Source organism: Pseudomonas sp., assembly GCF_030698175.1.
Taxonomy (GTDB): domain Bacteria; phylum Pseudomonadota; class Gammaproteobacteria; order Pseudomonadales; family Pseudomonadaceae; genus Aquipseudomonas.
The window spans coordinates 71,916-93,275 of record NZ_JAUYNT010000016.1; the positions used below are offsets into that span (position 1 = coordinate 71,916).

Genomic DNA, 21,360 nt, shown 5'->3' on the forward strand with positions numbered 1-21,360 from the left:
ATGAATAGCTGGCCGGCCGATTGGCTGCTGCCCGATTGGCCGGCGCCGGCGCGGGTTCGGGGTTGCGTGACGACCCGCGCCGGCGGTGTCAGTCGGTCACCCTTCGATAGTTTTAACCTCGGCGACCATGTCGAGGATGACTCCCTCTCGGTATTCGCCAATCGCCAGCGCCTGCAGGCCGCGCTTGGCTGCGCGCCTGCCTGGTTGCGCCAAGTGCATGGCGTGCAGGTGGCGGCGGCAGATCCCAGGCAAATACTTGAGGCAGACGCCAGTTACACGGCCGAGGTCGGCGTTGCCTGTGCGGTGCTGACCGCCGACTGCTTGCCGGTGCTGTTCTGTGACCGTGCCGGCACTCGCGTAGCAGCGGCGCACGCGGGCTGGCGCGGCTTGGCCGGCGGGGTGCTGGAAGCCACGGTGCAGGCCATGGCGCTGCAGCCTGAGCAGTTGCTGGCCTGGCTGGGGCCGGCCATTGGTCCAGCGGCGTTTGAGGTCGGCGCCGAGGTGCGCGAGGCCTTTGTCTCAAAGCATCCGCAGGCAGACGCAGCCTTTGTGCCTAGCCTTAATTGCGGGCGCTTTATGGCGGATATCTACGCCTTGGCGCGCATTCGCCTGGCAGCCTGCGGTGTAGCGGCGGTGTACGGCGGCGGTTTCTGCACGGTCAGCGATCCGCGCTTTTATTCTTACCGGCGTGCCGCGCGCACGGGTCGTTTTGCTTCGCTGGTCTGGCTGGTGTAGTCCGCTCGAGTTGCGCCCATCTTCGTTCGCCGCGCTGGTAACTGACCTATATCAAGGTCGTCGGGCTTGAATCGCCCAGAATTATCCTCATCTAGACTGTTATACCAACAGGTTTTTAGCGCGCCTCGCGCCAGCCTGCTCGCAGACAAAGGATGATAGTTATGCGCATCGATCGTTTAACCAGCAAGTTGCAACTGGCACTGTCAGATGCCCAGTCCATGGCGGTTGGGCTCGATCACGGGGCGGTCGAGCCGCTGCATCTACTGCAAGCCTTGCTGGAGCAGCAAGGCGGCTCAATCAAGCCGCTGCTGATGCAAGTGGGTTTTGATGTAGCCGGCCTGCGTCAGGCGCTGAGCAAAGAGCTCGACAAGCTGCCGAAAATCCAGAGCCCGACTGGCGACGTGAATCTGTCGCAGGATTTGGCTCGTTTACTTAATCAGGCCGATCGCCTGTCGCAGCAAAAGGGCGATCAGTTTATCTCCAGCGAGTTGGTCCTGCTGGCCGCCTTGGATGACGGCACCAAGCTGGGCAAGTTATTGCTGGCTCAGGGCGTGTCGAAAAAAGCCTTGGAGAACGCGGTGAATAACCTGCGCGGTGGCGATGCGGTAAATGACCCGAACGCCGAAGAGTCGCGGCAGGCGCTGGATAAATACACCGTCGACCTGACCAAAAAAGCCGAGGAGGGCAAGCTCGATCCGGTGATTGGCCGTGACGATGAGATTCGCCGCACCATTCAAGTGTTGCAGCGCCGGACCAAAAACAATCCGGTGTTGATCGGCGAGCCAGGCGTGGGCAAGACCGCCATCGTTGAAGGTTTGGCCCAGCGCATTATCAATGGCGAGGTGCCGGATGGCCTGCGTGACAAGCGCGTGCTGTCCCTGGACATGGGCGCGCTGATTGCCGGGGCGAAATTTCGTGGTGAGTTCGAGGAGCGCTTAAAAGCGGTGCTCAACGAGCTGGGCAAGCAGGAAGGTCGGGTCATCTTGTTTATTGATGAGCTGCACACCATGGTCGGCGCCGGCAAAGCCGATGGCGCCATGGATGCCGGCAATATGCTCAAGCCGGCGCTGGCGCGCGGCGAGTTGCATTGCGTCGGCGCCACCACCCTCAATGAGTATCGCCAGTACATCGAGAAGGACGCGGCGCTGGAACGGCGCTTCCAGAAGGTGCAGGTGGATGAGCCGAGCGAAGAAGACACCATAGCCATTTTGCGCGGCCTGAAAGAGCGTTACGAGGTACATCACAAGGTGGCGATCACCGATGGCGCCATCATTGCTGCGGCCAAACTCAGTCATCGTTACATCACCGATCGGCAATTGCCGGACAAGGCCATCGACCTGATCGACGAGGCCGCCAGCCGCATCCGCATGGAGATCGATTCCAAGCCTGAGGTGCTTGATCGCCTGGAGCGGCGTTTGATTCAGCTCAAAGTTGAGTGCGCGGCGCTGAACAAAGAAGATGACGAGGCGGCGCTCAAGCGCCTAGAGAAACTCAAGGAAGACATCGCCCGCTTGGAGCGTGAATACGCCGACCTGGAGGAGATCTGGAAGGCCGAAAAAGCCGAAGTGCAGGGCTCGGCGCAAATCCAGCAGCGCATCGAGCAATCGCGCCAAGAGTTTGAAACCGCGCGGCGCAAGGGGGATCTGGAGCGCATGGCGAAGCTGCAGTACGAGACCATTCCCGACCTTGAACGCAGCCTGCAGATGGTCGACCAGCACGGCAAGGCCGAGAACCAACTGTTGCGCAGCAAGGTGACCGAAGAAGAGATCGCCGAAGTGGTCTCCAAGTGGACCGGCATTCCGGTGGCGAAAATGCTCGAAGGCGAGCGCGACAAGTTACTGAAGATGGAAAGCCTGCTGCATCAGCGGGTGATAGGTCAGGACGAAGCCGTGCTGGCCGTTTCTAACGCGGTACGCCGTTCGCGGGCGGGGTTGTCCGATCCGGATCGGCCGAGTGGCTCGTTCCTGTTTCTCGGCCCCACGGGTGTGGGTAAAACCGAGCTGTGCAAAGCGCTGGCTGAGTTTTTGTTTGATACCACCGAAGCGATGGTGCGTATCGATATGTCCGAGTTTATGGAGAAGCATTCGGTCGCCCGCTTGATTGGCGCACCGCCGGGTTATGTCGGTTATGAAGAGGGTGGTTATTTGACCGAGGCAGTGCGCCGCAAGCCTTACTCGGTGGTGTTGCTGGATGAAGTGGAGAAGGCTCATCCGGATGTGTTTAACGTGCTGCTGCAGGTGCTGGAAGATGGCCGGTTAACCGACAGTCACGGGCGCACGGTGGATTTTCGCAATAGCGTGATAGTGATGACCTCCAATTTGGGTTCGGCGCAGATTCAGGAGTTGGTCGGTGATCACGAAGCGCAGCGCGCGGCGGTAATGGATGCGGTGAGCGTGCATTTTCGCCCGGAGTTCATCAACCGTATTGACGAAGTGGTGGTGTTCGAGCCTCTGGCCCGTGAGCAAATTGCTGGTATTGCGCAAATTCAGCTTGGCCGTCTGCGCCAGCGCTTGGCGGAGCGCGAGCTGAATCTGCAGTTGAGTGACGAGGCGCTGGATAAGCTGATTGCCGTGGGCTACGACCCGGTTTACGGTGCGCGGCCATTAAAACGGGCGATTCAGCGCTGGATCGAAAATCCGCTGGCGCAGCTGATCCTGGCGGGCAAGTTTGCTCCGGGCAGCCAGGTTGTGGGGCGCGTGGAGGGCGATGTCATCGTCTTTAATTGAGTTGCGGCATAAATGAAAAGGCCCGCGGTGCGGGCTTTTTTGTGGGTTTTGATATGACTCTGTCCCAGTTATGCGTTGCGAGGGACCTAAATTGTCGCGAGAGGGAATTAGCCTTGATGCCTGTGCTGCCTGCACCGGCCAATCGCGGATAAATCCGCTCCTACAGGTTGGCCAGCCGATGAAATTATTGCAGGTGCTGGGTTTGTGTAGGAGCGGATTCATCCGCGAAGCGAGCGCGAGCACACTGGCAATCCTGCAGGGCCACAACCGTTCTTTTTCCCATATTCATCTGGGTCACGAACCAGGCTACGGGACTTGCGCGTTGCAATACGTAACAGGGACATCGCCTTAAATATGCTCTAAAAGTATCGTCAGTGCTGCGGCCTGATCATCGGCTAGATCGATAATGTGAAAGCCGCTCCAGCAGTGTTGGCCGTTGGCGCCGGGGCGGCTCCATAGGCAGTCGGCGCCTAGGCGAATTTCGCGGATGTCGTCTACTGGGTGGGCGCATACCAGACGCAAGTCCCACACCGAGTCGGCGCTCACGGCGGCCTCGCTGAACAGCATAAAGCCGTCATTGGTTAGGTCGACTACGCGACCGAGGCTTTCCCCGCTATTCAGGTCGAAGACTTCCAGCTGCAGCTCGGCATGATGACGGCTGCGCTGACGACGATCATCCATGGGCACTCCTTAAGCGTCTGCAGTCGTGCGGCCGCTAAAGCGCTGCAAGACTCGGTAGATGGCACTGAGGGCGCGATCCACCAGCGGAGCTGCGCGTTCGGGGGCGATGATGCGGGCGAGGCCTTGCTCCATTTCGCTGGCCAGCAGGGTCAGTGGTTTGATCGCGACCCGTTGGCCGCTGTGGTCCACAAACATGTAGTTGCGCGTGGTCGGGCTGTACCAGGACAGTTTTAGCTCGCGGGTTTCGTCGCCGTTAACAAATTCAAACCAGGTGCCAAATTCGATCTGCTCGAGTTCTTTAACCAGTACTTGTGCGCGGGCTGATAGTCCAGCGGCGCGCGGTGCGCTGGTGGCTAGGGCGGCATCTTCACCGAGCATGGCGCCCAGCGGGCTTTCTGGCAGCGCCGGATTAAGCTTGGCGGCGATCTGCGGCTGTTTGGCTTGCACGGCGTGCTGGCAGGCGACGAGGTCTTGTAGCAGGCGGCGAATCCCGGCGTCATGGTAGCCGCCCAGCAACTCAAGGCCTTGACGCAGGTCTTCCAGGAGCGCCACGCGCAGTGCTTGCAGTCGCTCGCGGCCGTTGGCGTCTTGTGGTGTGCCACTCCAGGCTAATTGCTCGGCGACCTCGCTGGCGCGCTGCCACTCGGCGCTGCGCTCACCATGGCGAAGGCAGACAAATACCAGCACATCGGCCCAGGTGAGTTCGAGAAAGTTGCGAATAATTGCCGGAGGCTGGCGGTCATGCAGTGCTTGAGCGATTACCTCAACAGCCAGTTGGCGGGCGCCGAGGAGTTTGTCACGGCCCTTGGCGGCTTCTACGGCGCGGCGTTCGCGCAGTTCAGCTTTGTGCTGCAGGGTTGCGGCGTACTCATTGAACTCTTCAAGCAGGCTTTCAAAGAGTTGCAGGTTGCCGGCAAAGCCGTGAATGACCCGCTCAACCACCCACTGCATCTTGGCCAGTAAGCCGCGCTCGTCGCCGTCGCAGCCATAAAGTACGCCGGCTTGCGCCATGGCATTGAGTAGTCGGCGGGCGGGATGCTGGTGCTGGGTGAACAGCGCTTTATCTTGCAGCGCGACCTTAAGATACGGTGTGTGCAGGTGTGAGAGGGCGGTTTTGCAATTGTCTGGCAGGTTGTCGTCATCAAGGATGAAGTCAAACAGCATGCCGACCAAGTCAATAACATCAGCCTCTTGGTCGGACAGCTTTTGCTCGCCGGGCTGGCTGCTGTAGCTCTCCAGTTGTTGCTGCAGGTCGGCTTTGAGTCCCTCGACGCCCTGAGGTTTATGCAGGCGATGGCTTAGGTCGTTGGCGGACTGTTGTTGTAGGCGATTGAGGGCGTCGAGCAGTTCGCTGGCGCTGTACACGCGGGTGGCGCCCTGCGGGGCAAAGCTGACAATGCTGCGCGTGCCGCCGAACAGTGGTGCGTCGATATCACGTTGGCGGTGCTCGCCGAGTAAGGTCGCTAGCCCGCTAAAAAGCACGGCCGGATCGCTTGGCGGCTCACCGCTCAGGTCTGCAGGGCCGGCCGGATAGGCTTCTGTCGGCGCGTAGTGAGCCGTCGATGCGCCGCTTGGAGCTGGCGAATAGTGCAACTGGCCGGCGTTGTGTTGCTCGTATGCTGCGTGAGTTGCATGTGCTGGCGGAGCTGCAGCAGGTGCGCTGCTTGGCTCCTGCGCTGGCTCTGTACTGGCTGTGGGGCGGTTGCGAGTGGCTGCGCGCTGCGCGCTGTATTTCAAGTTGGGCAGCACGTCGGCGTCAATGAGCCGTTGATTCAGCGCTTCGTAGAGGCTGTCGAGGTTCTGCATCATATGTTGATCAAACAACATATAAAGGATGGTCTTGATCCGCAGCGGGAATGGCGTTGCGGCTAAGGCGTCGCGAAAGGTCTGTGCGATAGCTTGTGGCCCGAACGGATTGTTGTCCTCGTCCAGTTTTTTGCCGTTGTTGAGCAACGCTAGGCGTTGGTCGAGGGCAAACAGAGATTGGGCGCAGCGCGCCTTAACCCGGCTGGCCATGTTAGTGACTTGCAGGCTCTCTTCGTAATCTTCGTTTTGCACCAGCGACAGTTGTTCGGCGTTTAGCTCACCAGGCTCTTGTTGCGCTTTAAGTTTGCCCTCTATGAGGTCGGCAAAGTTTTGCGCGATATGTTGATGGTAGGTTCGTTCAATCTGCGGCCGCTGTTTGCGAATGTCGCGCATGCTGTCGAAGAACAGCGTCTGGATCTGGTTGTTCTCGGCTTTTTCGGCGCACTCAAACAGGGTGTCGTCGACTTGTGCAAAAACCCCGCTGAGGTGCTCTGCCAGGCGGTTCATGGCGAGTTTGTGACAGCCCTGCATCAGCTCGCCAAAGCGCGGCTGAATGCCACGGCTGGCAAGCGTTTGCGCGGCAGCGATGGGGTTTTTAGACGGTGGCTGGTTACTCATCGACTTTCCTGGCTTAAGGCTTAGCGCCCGCGCATCCTGCTGTGATCACACTTGGTTAAAGATATAGCAGCCTGCCAGCCACCTGCAAAGAATTGTCGAATGTTTGTTTTTAATGTTGACAGCCTACGCCAGATATATAGAATGGCGCTCCTCAGACGGGGCAGCGGAAACGCCAAGCACTGAATGAGATGGAAGCAAGTAGTTCCGCGATAGCTCAGTTGGTAGAGCAAGTGACTGTTAATCACTGGGTCCCTGGTTCGAGTCCAGGTCGTGGAGCCAATCTTTCGCCGGGGTATAGCGCAGTCCGGTAGCGCGCCTGCTTTGGGAGCAGGATGTCAGGAGTTCGAATCCCCTTACCCCGACCATTTTTGGGTCGTTAGCTCAGTTGGTAGAGCAGTTGGCTTTTAACCAATTGGTCGTAGGTTCGAATCCCACACGACCCACCAAATTAAAACCCTGATTGAAAAATCAGGGTTTTTTTTGCCTGAAATTTAATCGCTGCATGGCGTTTGCTGCGGCTTAATGCACCAGTCGGCTGAGTAGTTGACTGAGCAGGCCGAGGCTGATCACGACAGTCAGTACCACGAGCAGCAGGCGCCAAGGCTTAAAGGCTTGGCGTTCGACCTGATGCTGCGGTGCGCTAAGGTACTGGTCGACCCGTTGTTGGTCTTGTTCATTTAGGCGGCTGGACATGGTGGGCCTCGATTGGTTGTGCTTGCAGTCTAGACCGGCTACAGGCAAAGACCCAGTGCGAGGTTTGTAGTAGCGCATCGAAAGGGAAGTTTGTGGCGTTTGGCCCTCTTGCACCTACCAGCTAACTTTTTTACCGCCGTAATAGGGTTTGGCCAGTCCGGCTTTGAGCAGCAAATCGCTCAGATTGAGACCGTCCACCCAGACCTCGGCAAGCAGTCGAAAATACTTGTCGCGGCGTATTTGCCGCAATTCGACGCGCTTTGCGCCACGTAAGCGCGCCACGCTAAATTGCTTGGCGCGCTTGGCCAGGTCGTACACCCGCGGTCGCTTATCGCGCATCTCCGGGGTGTCGATGCCGTACAGGCGCACCGGCACGCGCTCGCCGGCCACAGCGGGCCAGGCGCGGATGGTCACGCGAAGGGTGTCGCCATCATAGATGCTGGTGACCTCATCAACGCGCACGCTGCCATAGTCGGGGCGTGGGGCGGCGGCAAACGTGGGCGCGCAAAGCAGATTTAGCAGGAGGAAGCAGTACAGCAAATGACGTGGCATGGCGTTTACGCGGCTAGCAAGAAGGTCGGCGACTTTAGCTGATTAAACTGTGCTTGTGCGGTTGCATTGGGCTGCGGTGCCGGAAACTCGTTCGGGTGCCCATGTCGACCGCGATTACGGATTTATGAGGTCTGAATTGTGTGCGAGGGTTTTGCTGGGCGCTGGATTAATGCTGGCGCGGCGGCATATCGCTGCTGAACAGCTCATCTTCCAGAGGATCGCCGGGAATGCTGTGTTCTTCTGAAGCCCAGGCGCCGAGGTCGATCAGCTTGCAGCGTTCGGAGCAAAAGGGTCGGTTCGGGCTTTGTGGGCCCCATTCAACCGGAGCGTCGCAAGTGGGGCAGGTAACAGTGGTGGTTTTGCTCATGCTTGGCCTGTGCGCAGGGTTAGATAAAAACGGTGTAGGCGCTCAACTTCGGCCTGTAGCCAGTTTATATCGCGGTCATTGAGCAGTACATCGTCGGCGTGACCTAAGCGCTCTTCGCGGCTGGCTTGCGCCTTGAGGATGGCTTGTACTTGCTCTGCACTGGCGTGATCACGCTGCATGGTGCGTTGCAGTTGCAATTGTTCGGGAGCATCGACCACCAGCACTCGCTGAGTTAGCAGATGTTGGCCTGATTCCACCAGCAGCGGTGAGACCAAAATGGCATAGGTGGATTCAGCCTTGGCCAGATTGCTGATGATCTCCTGCCTGATTAGCGGGTGCAGCAGTGCTTCCAGCCAGCGGCGTTCTTCGGGGTGTTGGAATATCTGGGCGCGCAACGCGGCGCGATCCAGTTGGCCGTCGGCCTGCAAAATGGCTGCGCCAAAATGAGCAGCAATTTGCGCAAGCGCTGGGCGGCCCGGTTCTACGACCCAGCGCGCAGCGTGATCAGCATCCACTGCGTGCACGCCAAGGTCGATAAAGTGCTGGGCTGCAGCGCTTTTGCCACTGCCGATACCGCCGGTCAGGCCCAGAGTCCAGGCTGCGCTCATTTAAATCCGGCGATCTGCAGGTAGGTGCCGGTAATCTGATCGCCCCAGAGCAGCGCAATCCAGCCGGCAATTGCCAAGTAAGGGCCGAAGGGGATTGGCGTGCTGGTTTCGGCGTTACGCAGTTTCAGCATAATTAAGCCCAGCACTGCGCCAACCAGCGATGACAGCAGAATGGTCAGCGGCAATATCTGCCATCCACCCCAGGCGCCGAGCATGGCCAGTAGCTTGAAGTCGCCATAACCCATGCCTTCCTTGCCAGTCACCAGCTTGAATAGCCAGTACACCGACCACAGGCTCAGGTAGCCCGCTACCGCCCCCCAGAGTGCATCTGCTGGCGTGGTAAATAGACCGAACTGGTTAACGATCAGGCCCAGCCAGAGCAGTGGAAGCACTAACGCATCGGGCAGTAGTTGATGGTCGGCATCAATCAGGCTCATCGCCAGCAAGCCCCAGGTCAACACCAGCATCGCCCCGGTTTGCCAGGTAAAGCCGAAATGCCAGGCGATATAAGCTGAAAGCAGGCCGCAACTTAGTTCAACTAGCGGGTAGCGCAGGCTTATATGCGCCTTGCAGGCCGAGCATTTGCCGCGCAAAAACAGGTAGCTGATGATTGGGATGTTTTCCCAGGGCTTAATCTCGTGACTGCAGTGCGGGCAGCTTGAGTTGGGCAGAATCAAGTTGAAGGTTTCGCTGCGCGCTTCGGCAGTTAGGTTGAGAATCTCACGGGCCTGAGCTTGCCAGTCACGCTGGAGCATTTTCGGCAGGCGGTAAATCAGCACGTTGAGGAAGCTGCCAATTAGTAATCCCAGTAGCAGCGTGCATAAAGCCAGGGCCAGTGGTTGGCTGGCCAGAAAGTCGAGCAAAGGCATAGGTTAAACCACGGCGCCCAACTGAAAAATCGGCAGATACATGGCGATGATCAAGCCGCCCACTAATACGCCCAAAACGGACATGATTAGCGGTTCCATTAACGCGGTTAAGCCATCGACGGCGTTATCGACCTCGGCCTCGTAATAACTGGCGACTTTATCCAGCATCATATCCAGTGCGCCGGATTCCTCGCCAATAGCGGTCATTTGAATCGCCATGGAGGGGAATACCCCAGTGCTACGCATCGAAAAATTTAATTGCATACCTGAGGTCACGTCTTGTTTAACTTTGTTTACCGCATTTTTAAACACAATATTGCCGGTCGCGCCCGCAACGGAATCCAGTGCTTCAACCAGCGGCACGCCGGCGGCAAAGGTGGTGGCCAGGGTGCGCGCGTAGCGCGCGACTGACGATTTGTAAATAATATCGCCGACCACCGGCGCTTTTAGTGCAGTCCGGTCTAGCCAGTTACGAAATTTCTCTGAACGTTTATGGGTTTGAGTAAGGCTAAAAACCACAGCAAATATGCCGATTAGAAATAAATACCACCACTCTTGTAGCCCCTTAGATAAACCGACTACAAATTGGGTGAAAGCGGGTAACTCAGCCCCAAAGCTTGAAAACACGCTTTCAAATTGCGGTACTACTTTAATCAAAAGAATTGCTGTAACAATAACTGCCACGCAAACCACGGCAATTGGGTAGTTCATGGCCTTTTTTATTTTAGCTTTTAATGCTTCAGTTTTTTCCTTGTAGGTGGCTACCCGATCAAGCAGGTTTTCCAGTGCGCCGGCTTGTTCGCCGGCATCCACCAAGTTGCAAAATAGGTCATCGAAATACAGCGGGCGGGTGCGCAGGGCTGCGGCGAAGCTGTTACCGGCGGCCACGTGCTGCTTGATATCGTCAACCAGTTTGCGCATGTTGGGGTTATCCAGACCCTCGCCGATGATCTCAAACGACTGCAATAATGGCACGCCGGCCTTCATCATGGTGGCCATCTGCCGGGCAAACAGGGCGATGTCCATGGGTTTGATTTTTTTGCCGGCGCTGAAGATAGAAACTGATTTTTTGCGCACCTTGGTGGCATTGATGCCTTGCTTGCGCAATTGCGCCTTAACCAATAATGGGCTTTGGCCGCCGGTTTCGCCCTTCAGTTTATTGCCTTTTTTATCCGTGCCTTCCCAGCTAAAGGTGCTGGTCTTTAATGCTTTAACGGCCATGAATTAGTCCTTAGTCACGCGGTTTGCTTCTTCGGGGCTGGTAACGCCTTTGAGCTTGTTGCCCTTTTTGTCGGTGTCTGCCCAGTTCCAGCTAAAGGTGTTGGTTTTTATTGCTTTAGCGGCCATAAATCAGTCTTTGGTCACGCGATTTACTTCTTCGAGGCTGGTAACGCCCTGCATGGCCTTCAGCAGTGCCGAGGTGCGCAAGTCATTAAAGCCGTCTTTGCGCATTTGCGCGCCGATATCGATGGAGTTGCCTTCCTCCATGATAATCCGTTGCAGGGCCGGCGTGTTTTTAACTACTTCATATATTCCGACGCGACCTTTGTAACCGCCGTTGCAGTTTTCGCAGCCGACCGGGCCGTAAATTTTAAACTTGCCGAGCTGATCTTCTGGGAAGCCCTCTTCCAGAAGCGCCTCGTTAGGGATCTTTACCTCTTTTTTGCAATAGCTGCAAAGCTTGCGGGCCAGGCGCTGGGCGATGATCAGGTTCACCGAGGTGGCAATGTTAAACGAGGGCACGCCCATGTTGCGCAGGCGCGTTAAGGTTTCGGCGGCACTGTTAGTGTGCAGGGTCGACATCACCATATGCCCGGTTTGCGCGGCTTTGATAGCGATAGAGGCGGTGTCTATATCGCGAATCTCGCCGACCATGATGATGTCTGGGTCTTGGCGCAAGAAGGAGCGCAGGGCGGCGGTGAAGTCCATGCCTTGTTTGGGGTTGACGTTGACCTGGTTAATGCCCTCAAGGTTGATTTCCACCGGGTCTTCGGCGGTGGAGATATTCACGTCGACGGTATTGAGGATATTCAGGCCGGTATACAGCGACACGGTTTTGCCCGAGCCGGTGGGGCCTGTAACCAAAATCATGCCTTGTGGTTGCTTCAGCGCCGCGAGGTACAGATTTTTTTGCGACTCTTCATAGCCCAGCGCGTCGATGCCCATCTGCGCGCTGGAGGAGTCGAGAATCCGCATTACAATTTTCTCGCCCCACAGGGTCGGGCAGGTGCTGACGCGAAAGTCGATGGATTTGCTTTTGGAGATGCGCAGTTTAATGCGCCCGTCCTGCGGTTTGCGTCGCTCGGAGATATCGAGTCCGGCCATAACCTTTAGACGTGCAGATATCCGTGGTGACAGTTGTACGGGGGGGCGGGCGATTTCGTGCAAAATACCGTCGGTGCGAAAGCGCACCCGATAGCTCTTTTCATAAGGTTCGAAATGTAAGTCGGACGCGCCACCTTTAATGGCATCCAGCAGCATTTTATGCACGAAGCGCACTACTGGTGCGTCGTCGGCGGCGTTGCCCTCGCCGGCATCCTGCTTGTTATCGTCAACCGCCTGGGTGTCGACGCCATCGAGGTCGATGTCGCCAAGGTCATCCAGGCCGCTGCCGGCGTTATCGAAAAACTTATCGATAGCCTCGCCGAGTTTGTCGTCCTCAACCAAAATGGATTCGGTGGTCAGGCCGGTGGAGAATTGTATGTCGGTAACGGCTTGATGGTTGGTTGGGTCGGATACGGCCACGAACAGCTTATTGCCGCGGCGCCACAAGGGCAGGGCGCGGTGTTGGCGAATGAGCTTTTCGCTGATCAAATCCTTGGGTTGGCCGTCTTTGTCGATGCTGCTGAGGTCGAAAAAGGCCACGCCAAATTGCTCTGCGGCCAGCTCCGCCAGTAGGCGGCTTTTGACCAGTTTGTTCTGCACGAGGTAGGTGACCAGCGAGATTTTATTGCGCTGCGCTTGCGCATGCGCTTGCTGGGCGCTTTTCTCATCCAGCAGCTCGGCCAGTACTAGCTGTTTGGCCAGGCCGGTCAGGTTGACGATGTCGTTCATGGGGTCGGGCTCACGAGAATCATGCCTGCTTTATAGCGCAGTCATGGGGTGCTGCCAAATAGCTAGGCGGCAGGTGTCAAATTTTGTCAGTTTGTGTTGGTTTTGGTTTTGGCTTGGCCGCTTGGCCGCATTGAGCGGGGCCGCTAGCGCGTTGTCGGGATCGGTTAATGCCTCGCGACGGGTAGAAAATGGGTTTTTGCTAATTTGGTGGGGAAGCTGTAAAGATTGGCACGCTATCTGCTGTACCTATAACAGGTCGCCTGACCTTACTATCTCTGGGAGACACTAGATGAAAGCTCAACTGCAAAAAGGTTTTACCCTGATTGAATTGATGATAGTGGTGGCTATCATCGGGATTCTGGCGGCTATTGCCTTGCCTGCGTATCAAGACTACACCGCTCGCGCGAAACTCAGCGAGGCAATCATCGCCGGCTCTTCGGTTAAAAGCTTGCTGAGTGAGGCCTTCCAGTCGGACGGTATTGCTGGAATGACTGCTGCTGCCATCGCATACAACATTACGGCCCAAGTTGAGAAACAGTCGAAATATGTGGATAATATTACCGTTGTAGAGGGCACCCCTTGGACTATTAGCGTGTTCGTAGAAGCCAGTGCAAATAATGGTCTTCCAACCCCGCTGGATGGTCTAACTATCAACTTTTCCCCGAACGTCGGTAACGTTGCGCCAATTGACGCCTCTGTGGGTGCAATCGATTGGGCTTGCTCTAGCGCGACTAATGCGACTGCAACAACTCGTAACCTGACTAACGCTCCGGTCGGTACCATGATCGCTAAATATGTTCCATCCGAGTGCCGTTAAGCAGGACGCGATTGCGCGGGGCTCTGTAGCCTGAGCGGCCGTTCTTGATGTAAGTAGAAGACCCCTTTCCTAAGGGGTCTTTTTTTTTTGCGGAAATTACTTGAGTTTTAGGTCGTTTGTTTTTTACCAGGAATGGATATGACGAAGTCGATAAATCGTTGGAGAGCTTTTGCGCTGCATTTGTTGCTCAGCTCGATAGTCTTTGTGTTGTTAGCGTTGGTTGTGCTGTTCTGGTTTTTCCCTGGGGGGCTGTTTTTCGCTGCCGGAGGTTGGGAGGGGCTGAGAATCATCCTGGCGGTCGATTTGGTTCTTGGGCCATGCCTGACCCTTATAGTGATTGCCCCGCTCAAGCCAAGGTTGGAGTTGATCAGGGATCTGTCGCTGATTGTTCTGCTGCAAATCCTGGCGCTGGTGGCCGGTTGTTATATCGTGACCCAGGCGCGGCCACTGGCGGTCGTGTATGTGTTCGATACCTTCTATGTATCCAATCGTGAGAGTTATCGTCAGCTGGATGTCGAGCCGCAGATTCTGGAAGGCTTCAGCGGGTGGACGCCGAAGTTCTTTTATGTCGAGGTTCCGTCGAGTGCTGCAGAGTTTCTGGCTCAGCATACGAAAGCCTTGCTCAATGGCGAGAAGCCACTTCAGCTGCGTGTGGATTTGTACCGGGAGATGCCTGTCGATCGACAGGCGCTAGAGAAAATACTGCATAGCCCTGACAAGAAGGAGGAAGAGATTGCCTGCGTGCGGGTTGCTATCGAAAGCGCTTATCGGAGTGGTTCAGTCTGTTTCGATCTGGATGCGCGCAAGGTGCGGGACTTTATTCCAGATGGTAAAGGCTAGCTATTTGTATGCTTCTATGGCGGTCGCAGCAGCACATTGCGCGCGCCGCCACGATATGCAAATTAGCCGTTAGTTAAATGCTTGCATGGCGTCGTTCAAAGACTCAACCGCATCGACAAATCCACCGCCTTTATATCCTTGGTCAAGGTGCCAAGAGATATGTAATCCACCCCCGTTTCGGCAACCCCGCGCAGGGTGCTGTCGTTGATGCTACCGGAGGCTTCCAGCTTGGCGTGGCTGGCGGTGAATTTTACGGCGGTGCGCATGTCATCAAGGCTCAGCTCATCCAGCATGATGATGTCGGCACCGGCGGCTAGGGCTTGTTCTAGTTCGGCCAAACTTTCCACTTCAACCTCTACCGGCTTGCCAGGAGCGATTTCCTGGGCTGCAGCTATGGCTTGGGCGATGCCACCGCAGACGGCGATGTGGTTTTCTTTGATTAAAAAGGCGTCATACAAGCCGATGCGGTGGTTGTGGCAGCCGCCGCAGGTGACGGCGTATTTTTGCGCCAGGCGCAGGCCCGGCAAGGTTTTGCGGGTGTCGAGCAGTTTGACGGCGGTGCCTTGTACCAGGTCGGCGCAATGCTGGCTGCGGGTGGCGACGGCGGACAGGGTTTGTAGAAAATTCAGCGCGCTACGTTCGCCGCTCAGCAGGACACGGGCCGGGCCGTCGAGGGTAAACAGGACTTGGTTGGGGCTGACTCGCTCGCCATCTTGCACCTGCCACTGCGGTACGACGGATTCGTAAGATGGAAATTCGTAAGATGGAACCGCGGTACGACGGATTGCTCGGATTCGTATGATGGAATCGCCGTAGGCGCTTCCGTCGTTTAACGCGAACCGCTCGCCGGTATGCGGACCTCGGGGTCAGACACGATTAATTTGCGTTTTTGCTAAAGATACACTTCGCGTCGGTTGCCTGGCCGTAGCGCCGGGAGGGGCGAATGCTTTGTGCTGGCCCACCCCGGCCTAAATCCTTTACGCAATGTCGCGCGGGTCATGCGTTTGCAACCAGTCTTTCAGCGCGGCGTCCATTCGGGTTTGCCAGCCAGGGCCGGAGGCTTTGAAGCGCGCCAGTACTTCTGGGCTGTAACGCACGGTCAAGGCTTCCTTGGTTGGGGCTTTTTGTGGCCCGCGCGCGCGACTGGAGAGCGTTTTGCGCAGCGACGCGGGCAGCTGTGCAAACGGAGTGGCATTGGCAAAATCGTCCGCCGTCCACTCGGGGTTGTCGTTGTCGATCAATTCAGGATTGGGTTTGCGCGACATAACCTCTGACCTCTCGTGAGTTGGCCTTGCGAAAACTAATCACACGGATACCGTCAGCGACCTCCACAAACACCAGCGCATGCAGGCGTTCATCAAGCCAGCCCAGTGCGCGAATGCGAACTTCGCCGTAATCCTTGCGATCACCGATGGCGAATACCGCCGTCTCGAAGTCGAAGCTCGCTGCGCAGGTAAATGACAAGTCACGCTCACGCAGGTTGCGGTCATTCTTGGCGGCATCGAATTCGATATTCATAGGCAAATTGTAGGTACAAGGCGCCCGGCCTGCAAGCAATTTGTAGTTACATGGAGAGGCGGTGGGGTCGGGCACGCTTATCGCGGTATGACGGATTCGTAGGGTGCAATCGCCGTAGGCGCTTGCACCGTTTGCCACGAGTGCGGCTACAGGCTCAACCGCATCGACAAATCCACCGCCTTTATATCCTTGGTCAAGGTGCCAAGCGATATGTAGTCCACCCCGGTTTCGGCCACGCCCCGCAATGTGCTGTCATTAATGCCGCCGGAGGCTTCGAGTTTGGCGCGGCCGGCGGTGAGTTTTACGGCGGTGCGCATATCATCGAGGCTCAGCTCATCCAGCATGATGATATCGGCACCAGCAGCCAGGGCTTGTTCGAGCTCGGCCAAACTTTCCACTTCTACTTCCACCGGCTTGCCGGGGGCGATTTGCTGGGCTGCGGCTATGGCTTGGGCGATGCCGCCGCAGGCGGCGATGTGGTTTTCTTTGATTAAAAAGGCGTCATACAAGCCGATGCGGTGGTTGTGGCAGCCGCCGCAAGTGACTGCGTATTTTTGCGCCAGACGCAGGCCTGGCAAGGTTTTGCGGGTGTCGAGCAGTTTGACGGCGGTGCCTTGTACTAAGTCGGCGTAATGCTGGCTGCGGGTGGCGACGGCGGACAGGGTTTGTAGAAAATTCAGCGCGCTACGTTCGCCGCTCAGCAAGGTGCGGGCCGGGCCGTCGAGGGTGAACAAGACTTGGTTGGGGCTGACGCGCTCACCGTCACGTACCAGCCACTGCACAGCTACACGCGGGTCGAGCTGGCGGAATACTTCATCTACCCAGGCGGTGCCGCAGATGACAGCCGCGTCGCGGGTGATGATGCGGGCTGCCGCGCTGCGGTCGGCGGCGATCAGTTGAGCGGTGATGTCGCCGCTGCCGAGGTCTTCGCGCAGGGCAATTTCGACGTTGGCGCTGATTTCACGGCCGAGATCAGCAAGAATCAGGTTGGGCATGACGGGCTCCGCATTCAAGATCGGCCGATTATAGGGGCTGCGCTGGTTGGATGCAGCGAATGCCGTGTGCATTGCATGGCTTTCTGCTAGACAGATAAGGTGCGTTGGTCGCGCGTGAGTTACCGCTGGGAGGCTGCAAGGGCGCATCTGTGACATGGGTCATGTCTAGGGGTTAAAGCGCCTTGGTAGTCACAGGCCTATCCCTATAATGGTGTTATTAGTTAGATCTGACGCCAGGCCTTTGACGTTATGCCGGGCCTTTTGACGTTATGGATAGCGCTCAGTGAATGCAGTGCAGGCCGTGTAGCCCGAGAGGGGCCGCCTGCGGGAGACTCGTAATGACCGATGCTAACGTGGTGCGCCTGAATAAGGTTGCCCCTGTGCACCCGCCCATTTCGCCGGTAGGAAGACTGCCCGTGGCACTGACGCAAGTGCGTGACAAAGCTGCAGCACAGCTAAAACAAGCCCTGCAGGGCTTGTTCGATAACGCCGACGATTCGCTATTTGAAATGGCCGATCGGGCGGTGAGCAATGCTGAGCAAAATGCCTTTTTTGAAGCCATGCGTGATTTGCGTCTAAAACGCAAAAATATCGAGCGCGGCTTTCTGCAGAAGATTTTTGAATCTTTTGCCGTTCTGAATCAGTACGAGATCGGTAAGCCGCCGCAGCTTGATGCGGTTTCTTTCGAAGGCCTGTCGCTGGTTCAGGAAGATGATTTAGAAGAAGCCGTGGCCCTGGACGGCATGATCTCCAAGGTACTTGGCCGCGATAGCGTTGCCTTGGGCCACCTAACCGCGCGCTTGAATGCGCTGGTCAGCAAGAAGATCGAGGACAAGACCAACCCACTGGGGCCCCGTGAGTTGTGCGCCGGGTTCCTGGATGCCTGCCGCAGCTTGGGCGTGGAGATCAAGGTCAAGCTGATTATCTTCAAGTTGTTTGAGAAGTATGTGTTGGCCGATCTCGACCAGCTGTATGCCGAGGTCAACCAGCTGCTGATTACTGCCGGTGTGCTGCCTGAGCTGCAATCGGCCCCGCCTCGGCGCACGCCGGGCCGCACTGCGGCAACTCGCGGCAGTCGTGAAGCTGGCGCTGAGGCCGTCATGAGCGGTGATGCTGGCAGCTACAGCGAAGAGGGCATGCAGGAGGTCTTTGGCGTCTTGCAAGAGTTGCTGGCCCAGGTGCGCGGCTCCGGGATGCCGGCCCGTGAGCTACCTGCTGGCGCCGTGCCTATCTCCAGCAATGACCTATTACGCTTGCTGTCGCATATGCAACAGCGCTTGCCCGAACAGGCTGGCGCGGTGGCTGATGAGAACGGTCTGCGTGACCAGTTGGAGCAGTTGCTCGGTCGTGCCAGTGCGAAAAGCGGTAAGGCGCGGGTAGTCGGCGAAGTTGATGAAGATGTCATTAATCTGGTCTCGATGCTGTTTGAGTTCATTCTCGACGACCGTACCTTGCCGGACTCGCTGAAAGCGTTGATTGCCCGTTTGCAGATCCCGATGCTGAAGGTGGCGGTGCTGGATAAGGCCTTCTTCAGTCGCGGCACTCACCCGGCGCGGCGCTTGTTGAATGAAATCGCTTCGGCTGCCATGGGCTGGAGTGGCCAGGATGACGAGCAGCGCGGCAGTCTCTATCAGCGCATCGAGCAAGTGGTGCAACGGCTGCTGAATGATTTTGTCGATGATCCGGCGATTTTCTCCGAACTGCTGACCGAATTTACCGCCTTTACCGGTGATGAGCGCCGCCGCAGCGACCTGCTTGAACAGCGCACCCGCGATGCCGAAGAGGGCCGGGCCAAGTCGGAAATGGCCCGTCAGCAAGTCGAGCAAGCTTTGAATCAGCGCCTGCTCGGCAAGACCTTGCCAGAGGTGGTGGTGCGCTTGCTGCAAGAGGCGTGGAGCAAGGTGTTGATGCTGGCTTGCCTAAAGCATGGCGCCGAGTCCGCCGAGTGGCAGGCTGCGTTGGCGACCATGGATGATTTGGTCTGGAGCGTCGAACCGCACGAAGACGCGCAGGCGCGTATGCGCTTGCTCGAGTTGGTACCGGGCCTGCTCAAGGCCTTGCGTGAAGGCATGGCTAGCGCCGCAGTCGACCCCTTTGTGACCGGCGAATACTTTGCCCAGTTGGAAGCTTTGCACGTGCAGGCGTTCCAGCGCTTCAAATGGTCGATACCGGCGCCGGTGCAACCAATCGCTGAGTTTGCTGCTGAGTCCGAAGCTGAACTACAGGCTGTGCCAGCAGTTGAGCGCGACGAAACCGAGTTGGCAGTTGAGCAGGCCTTGTCGGCGCTGGACTTGCCAGAGTTGGTTGAGGGTGAGGCGCTCGCAGAGCCGGCGGCAATGGTCGAGGTGATGGAGGAGATTGTGTTGCTGGCGCCCGGCGAGGTGCGCGAGCAACCAGAAGTTCAGCTGGTCGATGACGATGAAGCCTTCGACCAAGTCGACAGTTTGCGCGTTGGTAGCTGGGTCGAGTTTCAGGAAGACGAAGAACACAAGCTGCGCTGCAAGCTGGCGGCGGTGATCAAACCGACCGGCAAGTTCATCTTCGTCAATCGCACCGGCATGAAGGTGTTGGAAAAAACCCGTACCGGCCTTGCGGTTGAGTTTCGCCGTAGCGCCATTCGCTTGCTCGATGATGCGCTGCTGTTTGATCGGGCCTTGGAGTCGGTGATTGGCAATCTGCGCCGGCTGAAAGGCGCTTAAGAATAGGCTATGTCCCAGTTATGTGTTGAAGCGTGCGGGTCGGTTAGGCGATGCCTGGTGCGCGGTAATTCGTAGGGTGGGTTAGGCGCATGACCACGGACTATCGGCTGATGCTTAGTCAGTTGCGCCGTAACCCACCAGATGGGGCCGGCCGATCACCGCTTGGTGGGTTACGTGGCGCACACGCTCCGCAGTTGATTTCAAAACCCTGCCCTGCGCCACTAACCCACCCTACAAAAGCTGTGTGCAACACGTAACTAGGACATAGCCTAAGAATAGGCTCTACTTTATTGCGCTCTCACCCAACGCCCGGCCCAAAGCCGGGCGTTGTTGTTTCTGTGGCTTGGCCGCTCTAGAGTAAGGCCTTACTCGAGGGTTTTTATGCGACTGGATTTAGTCAGTGGTTGGGTCGGCGGGGTTCGTCATTGCCCATCGGCCAACTGCAATGAGCGCCCCACTGGGGAAATATCGCTGTTGGTGATTCACAACATCAGCCTGCCGCCGGGGCAGTTTGGCACTGGTAAGGTGCAGGAGTTTTTCACCTCTGGATTGTGCGTCGATGAGCATCCATATTTTGCCGAGATCGCCGCTATGCGAGTGTCGGCGCATTTTTTGATTGAACGTGACGGCGGTATTACTCAGTTTGTCTCTTGTTTGCAGCGCGCCTGGCACGCGGGAGTCTCATCTTTTGCCGGGCGGGAGAACTGTAATGATTTTTCCCTCGGTATCGAGTTGGAGGGCACCGATGAGTTGCCTTTCAGCGAGGCGCAATATCAGGCCTTGATTGCGCTGAGTCAGCAGTTGCTAGCCGCTTATCCGGCGCTGACGCTGCAACGTATTTGCGGTCATAGTGATATAGCACCGGGGCGTAAGACCGATCCGGGGCCGGCTTTTGATTGGCCGCGGCTACAGCAGGGATTAACGAATATGGAGTGCGGACAATGAGCTTTCTGGTGTTGCTGCTGGTGTTGTGGGTGGAGAAGTTCTCGGCCGGGCGCGGCAAAATCCAACAGGATGGACCTTGGTTGCGCTTGCTGGTGTGGGCCGAGCGGCAGCCCGATTTTATCGAGGGGCCTTGGCTGGCGATTCTGTTGTTGGTGGCGCTGCCCTTGGCTGCGCTGGCTTTGTTGCTGGCGCTGCTTGAGCCCTGGGCATATGGCTGGCTGGCGCTGCCGGTGCATTTACTGGTGTTGGTGTACAGCTTGGGCCGCGGCGATCTGCAGGTGGCGCTTGGGCCTTTTCGCGACAGCTGGCGGCGTGGCGATGCGGAGGCGGCCTATTTAGTCGCTTGTCGTGATCTGGGCGTGCAGGCCGAGGAGGAGGGCAGCTTGCTGCCACAGGTGCAGAGCTATTTGCTCTGGCAGGCCTATCAGAGTTTTTTTGCGGTGATTTTTTGGTACGCCCTGCTTGGGCCGTTGGCGGCCCTGGCTTATCGGTTACTGGCGTTGATGACCGAGCATAGCCAGCAGCCGATTGTGCGCGAGCGTGCGCAGCTGTGGCGTCATGCTCTGGATTGGTTGCCGGTGCGGGTGTTGGCCACCAGCTTTGCCTTGGTCGGCAATTTTCTCGCCGTCAGCCGGGTGCTGCTGCATGAGTTACTCAGCTGGCAGATTAGTGCCGCGCAGGTGGTTGCCAGTGCCGGGCGGGCGGCGGCCGACACCCCCGAGCAAGCCTTGGGTGAGGCCGGTGTGCAAAGCCTCGATGGGCTTTGGCAGTTGCAGGTACGCGCGGCGCTGCTGTGGTATGCCGGCTTTGCGTTCTGGACTTTGCTGCTTTAATTCG

Annotated in this window: 20 protein-coding genes, 3 tRNA genes and 1 pseudogene; 10 read left to right on the plus strand and 14 right to left on the minus strand. The window is 57.4% G+C overall.

Going from position 1 to position 21,360, the window contains the following annotated elements; genetic code table 11:
• Entirely contained in the window at nucleotides 1-735 is a 735-nt protein-coding gene (pgeF, locus tag Q8R10_RS07680; RefSeq protein WP_305652565.1) for a peptidoglycan editing factor PgeF, read from the plus strand.
• Nucleotides 736-896: 161 nt separating this feature from the next.
• Nucleotides 897-3,461 (plus strand): ATP-dependent chaperone ClpB, encoded by a 2,565-nt coding sequence (clpB, locus tag Q8R10_RS07685; protein ID WP_305652567.1) that lies wholly within the window; start codon nucleotides 897-899, stop codon nucleotides 3,459-3,461.
• Nucleotides 3,462-3,809: 348 nt separating this feature from the next.
• Here clpB and Q8R10_RS07690 read toward each other — a convergent pair whose 3' ends face one another.
• Nucleotides 3,810-4,142: a PilZ domain-containing protein gene (locus tag Q8R10_RS07690; protein ID WP_305652569.1), complete on the minus strand. Its 333-nt coding sequence runs from the start codon at nucleotides 4,140-4,142 to the stop codon at nucleotides 3,810-3,812.
• 9 nt (nucleotides 4,143-4,151) lie between these two features.
• Nucleotides 4,152-6,566: a DUF1631 domain-containing protein gene (locus Q8R10_RS07695; protein ID WP_305652571.1), complete on the minus strand. Its 2,415-nt coding sequence runs from the start codon at nucleotides 6,564-6,566 to the stop codon at nucleotides 4,152-4,154.
• Nucleotides 6,567-6,769: 203 nt separating this feature from the next.
• Between Q8R10_RS07695 and Q8R10_RS07700 the strand changes: the two genes are divergently transcribed.
• The 3 genes from Q8R10_RS07700 to Q8R10_RS07710 all read left to right on the plus strand — a co-directional run bounded on the left by Q8R10_RS07700 (nucleotide 6,770) and on the right by Q8R10_RS07710 (nucleotide 7,012).
• Nucleotides 6,770-6,845 (plus strand) — tRNA-Asn (locus Q8R10_RS07700).
• Between the two features lie 9 nt (nucleotides 6,846-6,854).
• Nucleotides 6,855-6,931: transfer RNA gene (locus tag Q8R10_RS07705), tRNA-Pro, on the plus strand.
• Between the two features lie 5 nt (nucleotides 6,932-6,936).
• A tRNA-Lys gene (locus Q8R10_RS07710) sits at nucleotides 6,937-7,012 on the plus strand.
• A 73-nt stretch (nucleotides 7,013-7,085) separates the two neighbouring features.
• On the opposite strand, the gene Q8R10_RS07715 is transcribed toward Q8R10_RS07710, so the two are convergent.
• The 8 genes from Q8R10_RS07715 to pilB form a co-directional block, all read right to left on the minus strand.
• On the minus strand, nucleotides 7,086-7,259 hold the full coding sequence (locus Q8R10_RS07715) for a DUF3094 family protein (RefSeq protein WP_305652573.1): 174 nt from the start codon (nucleotides 7,257-7,259) through the stop codon (nucleotides 7,086-7,088).
• Between the two features lie 114 nt (nucleotides 7,260-7,373).
• Nucleotides 7,374-7,811, minus strand: a complete 438-nt coding sequence (locus tag Q8R10_RS07720; protein WP_305652576.1) for a thermonuclease family protein — start codon at nucleotides 7,809-7,811, stop codon at nucleotides 7,374-7,376.
• A 166-nt stretch (nucleotides 7,812-7,977) separates the two neighbouring features.
• The gene (yacG, locus tag Q8R10_RS07725) at nucleotides 7,978-8,178 is read right to left on the minus strand and encodes a DNA gyrase inhibitor YacG (RefSeq protein ID WP_305652578.1); all 201 of its coding nucleotides are present in this window, start codon (nucleotides 8,176-8,178) and stop codon (nucleotides 7,978-7,980) included.
• Nucleotides 8,175-8,786 (minus strand): dephospho-CoA kinase, encoded by a 612-nt coding sequence (coaE, locus tag Q8R10_RS07730; RefSeq protein ID WP_305652580.1) that lies wholly within the window; start codon nucleotides 8,784-8,786, stop codon nucleotides 8,175-8,177. The genes yacG and coaE overlap by 4 nt, the downstream gene beginning before the upstream one ends.
• Nucleotides 8,783-9,655 carry an A24 family peptidase gene (locus Q8R10_RS07735; RefSeq protein WP_305652582.1) on the minus strand — a complete coding sequence of 291 codons (873 nt, stop codon included), beginning with the start codon at nucleotides 9,653-9,655 and terminating at the stop codon, nucleotides 8,783-8,785. Before Q8R10_RS07735 ends, coaE begins: the two co-directional genes overlap by 4 nt.
• Before the next feature lie 3 nt (nucleotides 9,656-9,658).
• Complete coding sequence (locus Q8R10_RS07740) at nucleotides 9,659-10,876, minus strand: type II secretion system F family protein (protein WP_305652584.1); 1,218 nt, start codon at nucleotides 10,874-10,876, stop codon at nucleotides 9,659-9,661.
• A gap of 3 nt (nucleotides 10,877-10,879) precedes the next feature.
• Nucleotides 10,880-11,002 carry a hypothetical protein gene (locus tag Q8R10_RS07745; protein WP_305652586.1) on the minus strand — a complete coding sequence of 41 codons (123 nt, stop codon included), beginning with the start codon at nucleotides 11,000-11,002 and terminating at the stop codon, nucleotides 10,880-10,882.
• Nucleotides 11,003-11,005: 3 nt separating this feature from the next.
• Nucleotides 11,006-12,709: a type IV-A pilus assembly ATPase PilB gene (pilB, locus tag Q8R10_RS07750; RefSeq protein ID WP_305652588.1), complete on the minus strand. Its 1,704-nt coding sequence runs from the start codon at nucleotides 12,707-12,709 to the stop codon at nucleotides 11,006-11,008.
• A 289-nt stretch (nucleotides 12,710-12,998) separates the two neighbouring features.
• On the opposite strand from pilB, the gene Q8R10_RS07760 reads away from it, so the two are divergent.
• Nucleotides 12,999-13,526, plus strand: coding sequence for a pilin (locus Q8R10_RS07760; protein ID WP_371133300.1), 528 nt, complete (start codon nucleotides 12,999-13,001; stop codon nucleotides 13,524-13,526).
• Nucleotides 13,527-13,664: 138 nt separating this feature from the next.
• Nucleotides 13,665-14,366, plus strand: coding sequence for a hypothetical protein (locus Q8R10_RS07765; protein ID WP_305652590.1), 702 nt, complete (start codon nucleotides 13,665-13,667; stop codon nucleotides 14,364-14,366).
• 95 nt (nucleotides 14,367-14,461) lie between these two features.
• On the opposite strand, the pseudogene nadC (Q8R10_RS07770) reads toward Q8R10_RS07765, so the two are convergent.
• From nadC (Q8R10_RS07770) to nadC (Q8R10_RS07785), 4 genes and pseudogenes are all read right to left on the minus strand, one after another.
• Nucleotides 14,462-15,103: pseudogene (gene nadC, locus Q8R10_RS07770) on the minus strand (carboxylating nicotinate-nucleotide diphosphorylase); the annotation flags it as partial.
• A gap of 240 nt (nucleotides 15,104-15,343) precedes the next feature.
• Entirely contained in the window at nucleotides 15,344-15,631 is a 288-nt protein-coding gene (locus Q8R10_RS07775; protein ID WP_305652592.1) for a BrnA antitoxin family protein, read from the minus strand.
• A complete protein-coding gene (locus tag Q8R10_RS07780) occupies nucleotides 15,609-15,884 on the minus strand; it encodes a BrnT family toxin (RefSeq protein ID WP_305652594.1) in 276 nt (91 codons plus the stop codon). The genes Q8R10_RS07775 and Q8R10_RS07780 overlap by 23 nt, the downstream gene beginning before the upstream one ends.
• A 146-nt stretch (nucleotides 15,885-16,030) precedes the next feature.
• On the minus strand, nucleotides 16,031-16,879 hold the full coding sequence (gene nadC / locus Q8R10_RS07785; protein WP_305652596.1) for a carboxylating nicotinate-nucleotide diphosphorylase: 849 nt from the start codon (nucleotides 16,877-16,879) through the stop codon (nucleotides 16,031-16,033).
• Nucleotides 16,880-17,217: 338 nt separating this feature from the next.
• Here nadC (Q8R10_RS07785) and Q8R10_RS07790 point away from each other — a divergent pair, with 338 nt between their 5' ends.
• The 3 genes from Q8R10_RS07790 (at nucleotide 17,218) to ampE (ending at nucleotide 21,356) form a co-directional block, all read left to right on the plus strand.
• Nucleotides 17,218-19,578, plus strand: coding sequence for a DUF1631 domain-containing protein (locus Q8R10_RS07790; RefSeq protein WP_305652598.1), 2,361 nt, complete (start codon nucleotides 17,218-17,220; stop codon nucleotides 19,576-19,578).
• A gap of 381 nt (nucleotides 19,579-19,959) precedes the next feature.
• The gene (ampD, locus tag Q8R10_RS07795; protein WP_305652600.1) at nucleotides 19,960-20,523 is read left to right on the plus strand and encodes a 1,6-anhydro-N-acetylmuramyl-L-alanine amidase AmpD; all 564 of its coding nucleotides are present in this window, start codon (nucleotides 19,960-19,962) and stop codon (nucleotides 20,521-20,523) included.
• Complete coding sequence (gene ampE / locus Q8R10_RS07800; protein ID WP_305652602.1) at nucleotides 20,520-21,356, plus strand: regulatory signaling modulator protein AmpE; 837 nt, start codon at nucleotides 20,520-20,522, stop codon at nucleotides 21,354-21,356. The genes ampD and ampE overlap by 4 nt, the downstream gene beginning before the upstream one ends.
• The last annotated feature ends 4 nt before the right edge of the window (nucleotides 21,357-21,360 follow it).

Bases quoted from the DNA above. Each gene is read 5' to 3' on its own strand.
- pgeF (WP_305652565.1), top strand. From the start codon at position 1: ATGAATAGCTGGCCGGCCGATTGGCTGCTGCCCGATTGGCCGGCGCCG.
- clpB (WP_305652567.1), top strand. From the start codon at position 897: ATGCGCATCGATCGTTTAACCAGCAAGTTGCAACTGGCACTGTCAGAT.
- Q8R10_RS07690 (WP_305652569.1), bottom strand. From the start codon at position 4,142: ATGGATGATCGTCGTCAGCGCAGCCGTCATCATGCCGAGCTGCAGCTG.
- Q8R10_RS07695 (WP_305652571.1), bottom strand. From the start codon at position 6,566: ATGAGTAACCAGCCACCGTCTAAAAACCCCATCGCTGCCGCGCAAACG.
- Q8R10_RS07715 (WP_305652573.1), bottom strand. From the start codon at position 7,259: ATGTCCAGCCGCCTAAATGAACAAGACCAACAACGGGTCGACCAGTAC.
- Q8R10_RS07720 (WP_305652576.1), bottom strand. From the start codon at position 7,811: ATGCCACGTCATTTGCTGTACTGCTTCCTCCTGCTAAATCTGCTTTGC.
- yacG (WP_305652578.1), bottom strand. From the start codon at position 8,178: ATGAGCAAAACCACCACTGTTACCTGCCCCACTTGCGACGCTCCGGTT.
- coaE (WP_305652580.1), bottom strand. From the start codon at position 8,786: ATGAGCGCAGCCTGGACTCTGGGCCTGACCGGCGGTATCGGCAGTGGC.
- Q8R10_RS07735 (WP_305652582.1), bottom strand. From the start codon at position 9,655: ATGCCTTTGCTCGACTTTCTGGCCAGCCAACCACTGGCCCTGGCTTTA.
- Q8R10_RS07740 (WP_305652584.1), bottom strand. From the start codon at position 10,876: ATGGCCGTTAAAGCATTAAAGACCAGCACCTTTAGCTGGGAAGGCACG.
- Q8R10_RS07745 (WP_305652586.1), bottom strand. From the start codon at position 11,002: ATGGCCGCTAAAGCAATAAAAACCAACACCTTTAGCTGGAACTGGGCA.
- pilB (WP_305652588.1), bottom strand. From the start codon at position 12,709: ATGAACGACATCGTCAACCTGACCGGCCTGGCCAAACAGCTAGTACTG.
- Q8R10_RS07760 (WP_371133300.1), top strand. From the start codon at position 12,999: ATGAAAGCTCAACTGCAAAAAGGTTTTACCCTGATTGAATTGATGATA.
- Q8R10_RS07765 (WP_305652590.1), top strand. From the start codon at position 13,665: ATGACGAAGTCGATAAATCGTTGGAGAGCTTTTGCGCTGCATTTGTTG.
- Q8R10_RS07775 (WP_305652592.1), bottom strand. From the start codon at position 15,631: ATGTCGCGCAAACCCAATCCTGAATTGATCGACAACGACAACCCCGAG.
- Q8R10_RS07780 (WP_305652594.1), bottom strand. From the start codon at position 15,884: ATGAATATCGAATTCGATGCCGCCAAGAATGACCGCAACCTGCGTGAG.
- nadC (WP_305652596.1), bottom strand. From the start codon at position 16,879: ATGCCCAACCTGATTCTTGCTGATCTCGGCCGTGAAATCAGCGCCAAC.
- Q8R10_RS07790 (WP_305652598.1), top strand. From the start codon at position 17,218: ATGACCGATGCTAACGTGGTGCGCCTGAATAAGGTTGCCCCTGTGCAC.
- ampD (WP_305652600.1), top strand. From the start codon at position 19,960: ATGCGACTGGATTTAGTCAGTGGTTGGGTCGGCGGGGTTCGTCATTGC.
- ampE (WP_305652602.1), top strand. From the start codon at position 20,520: ATGAGCTTTCTGGTGTTGCTGCTGGTGTTGTGGGTGGAGAAGTTCTCG.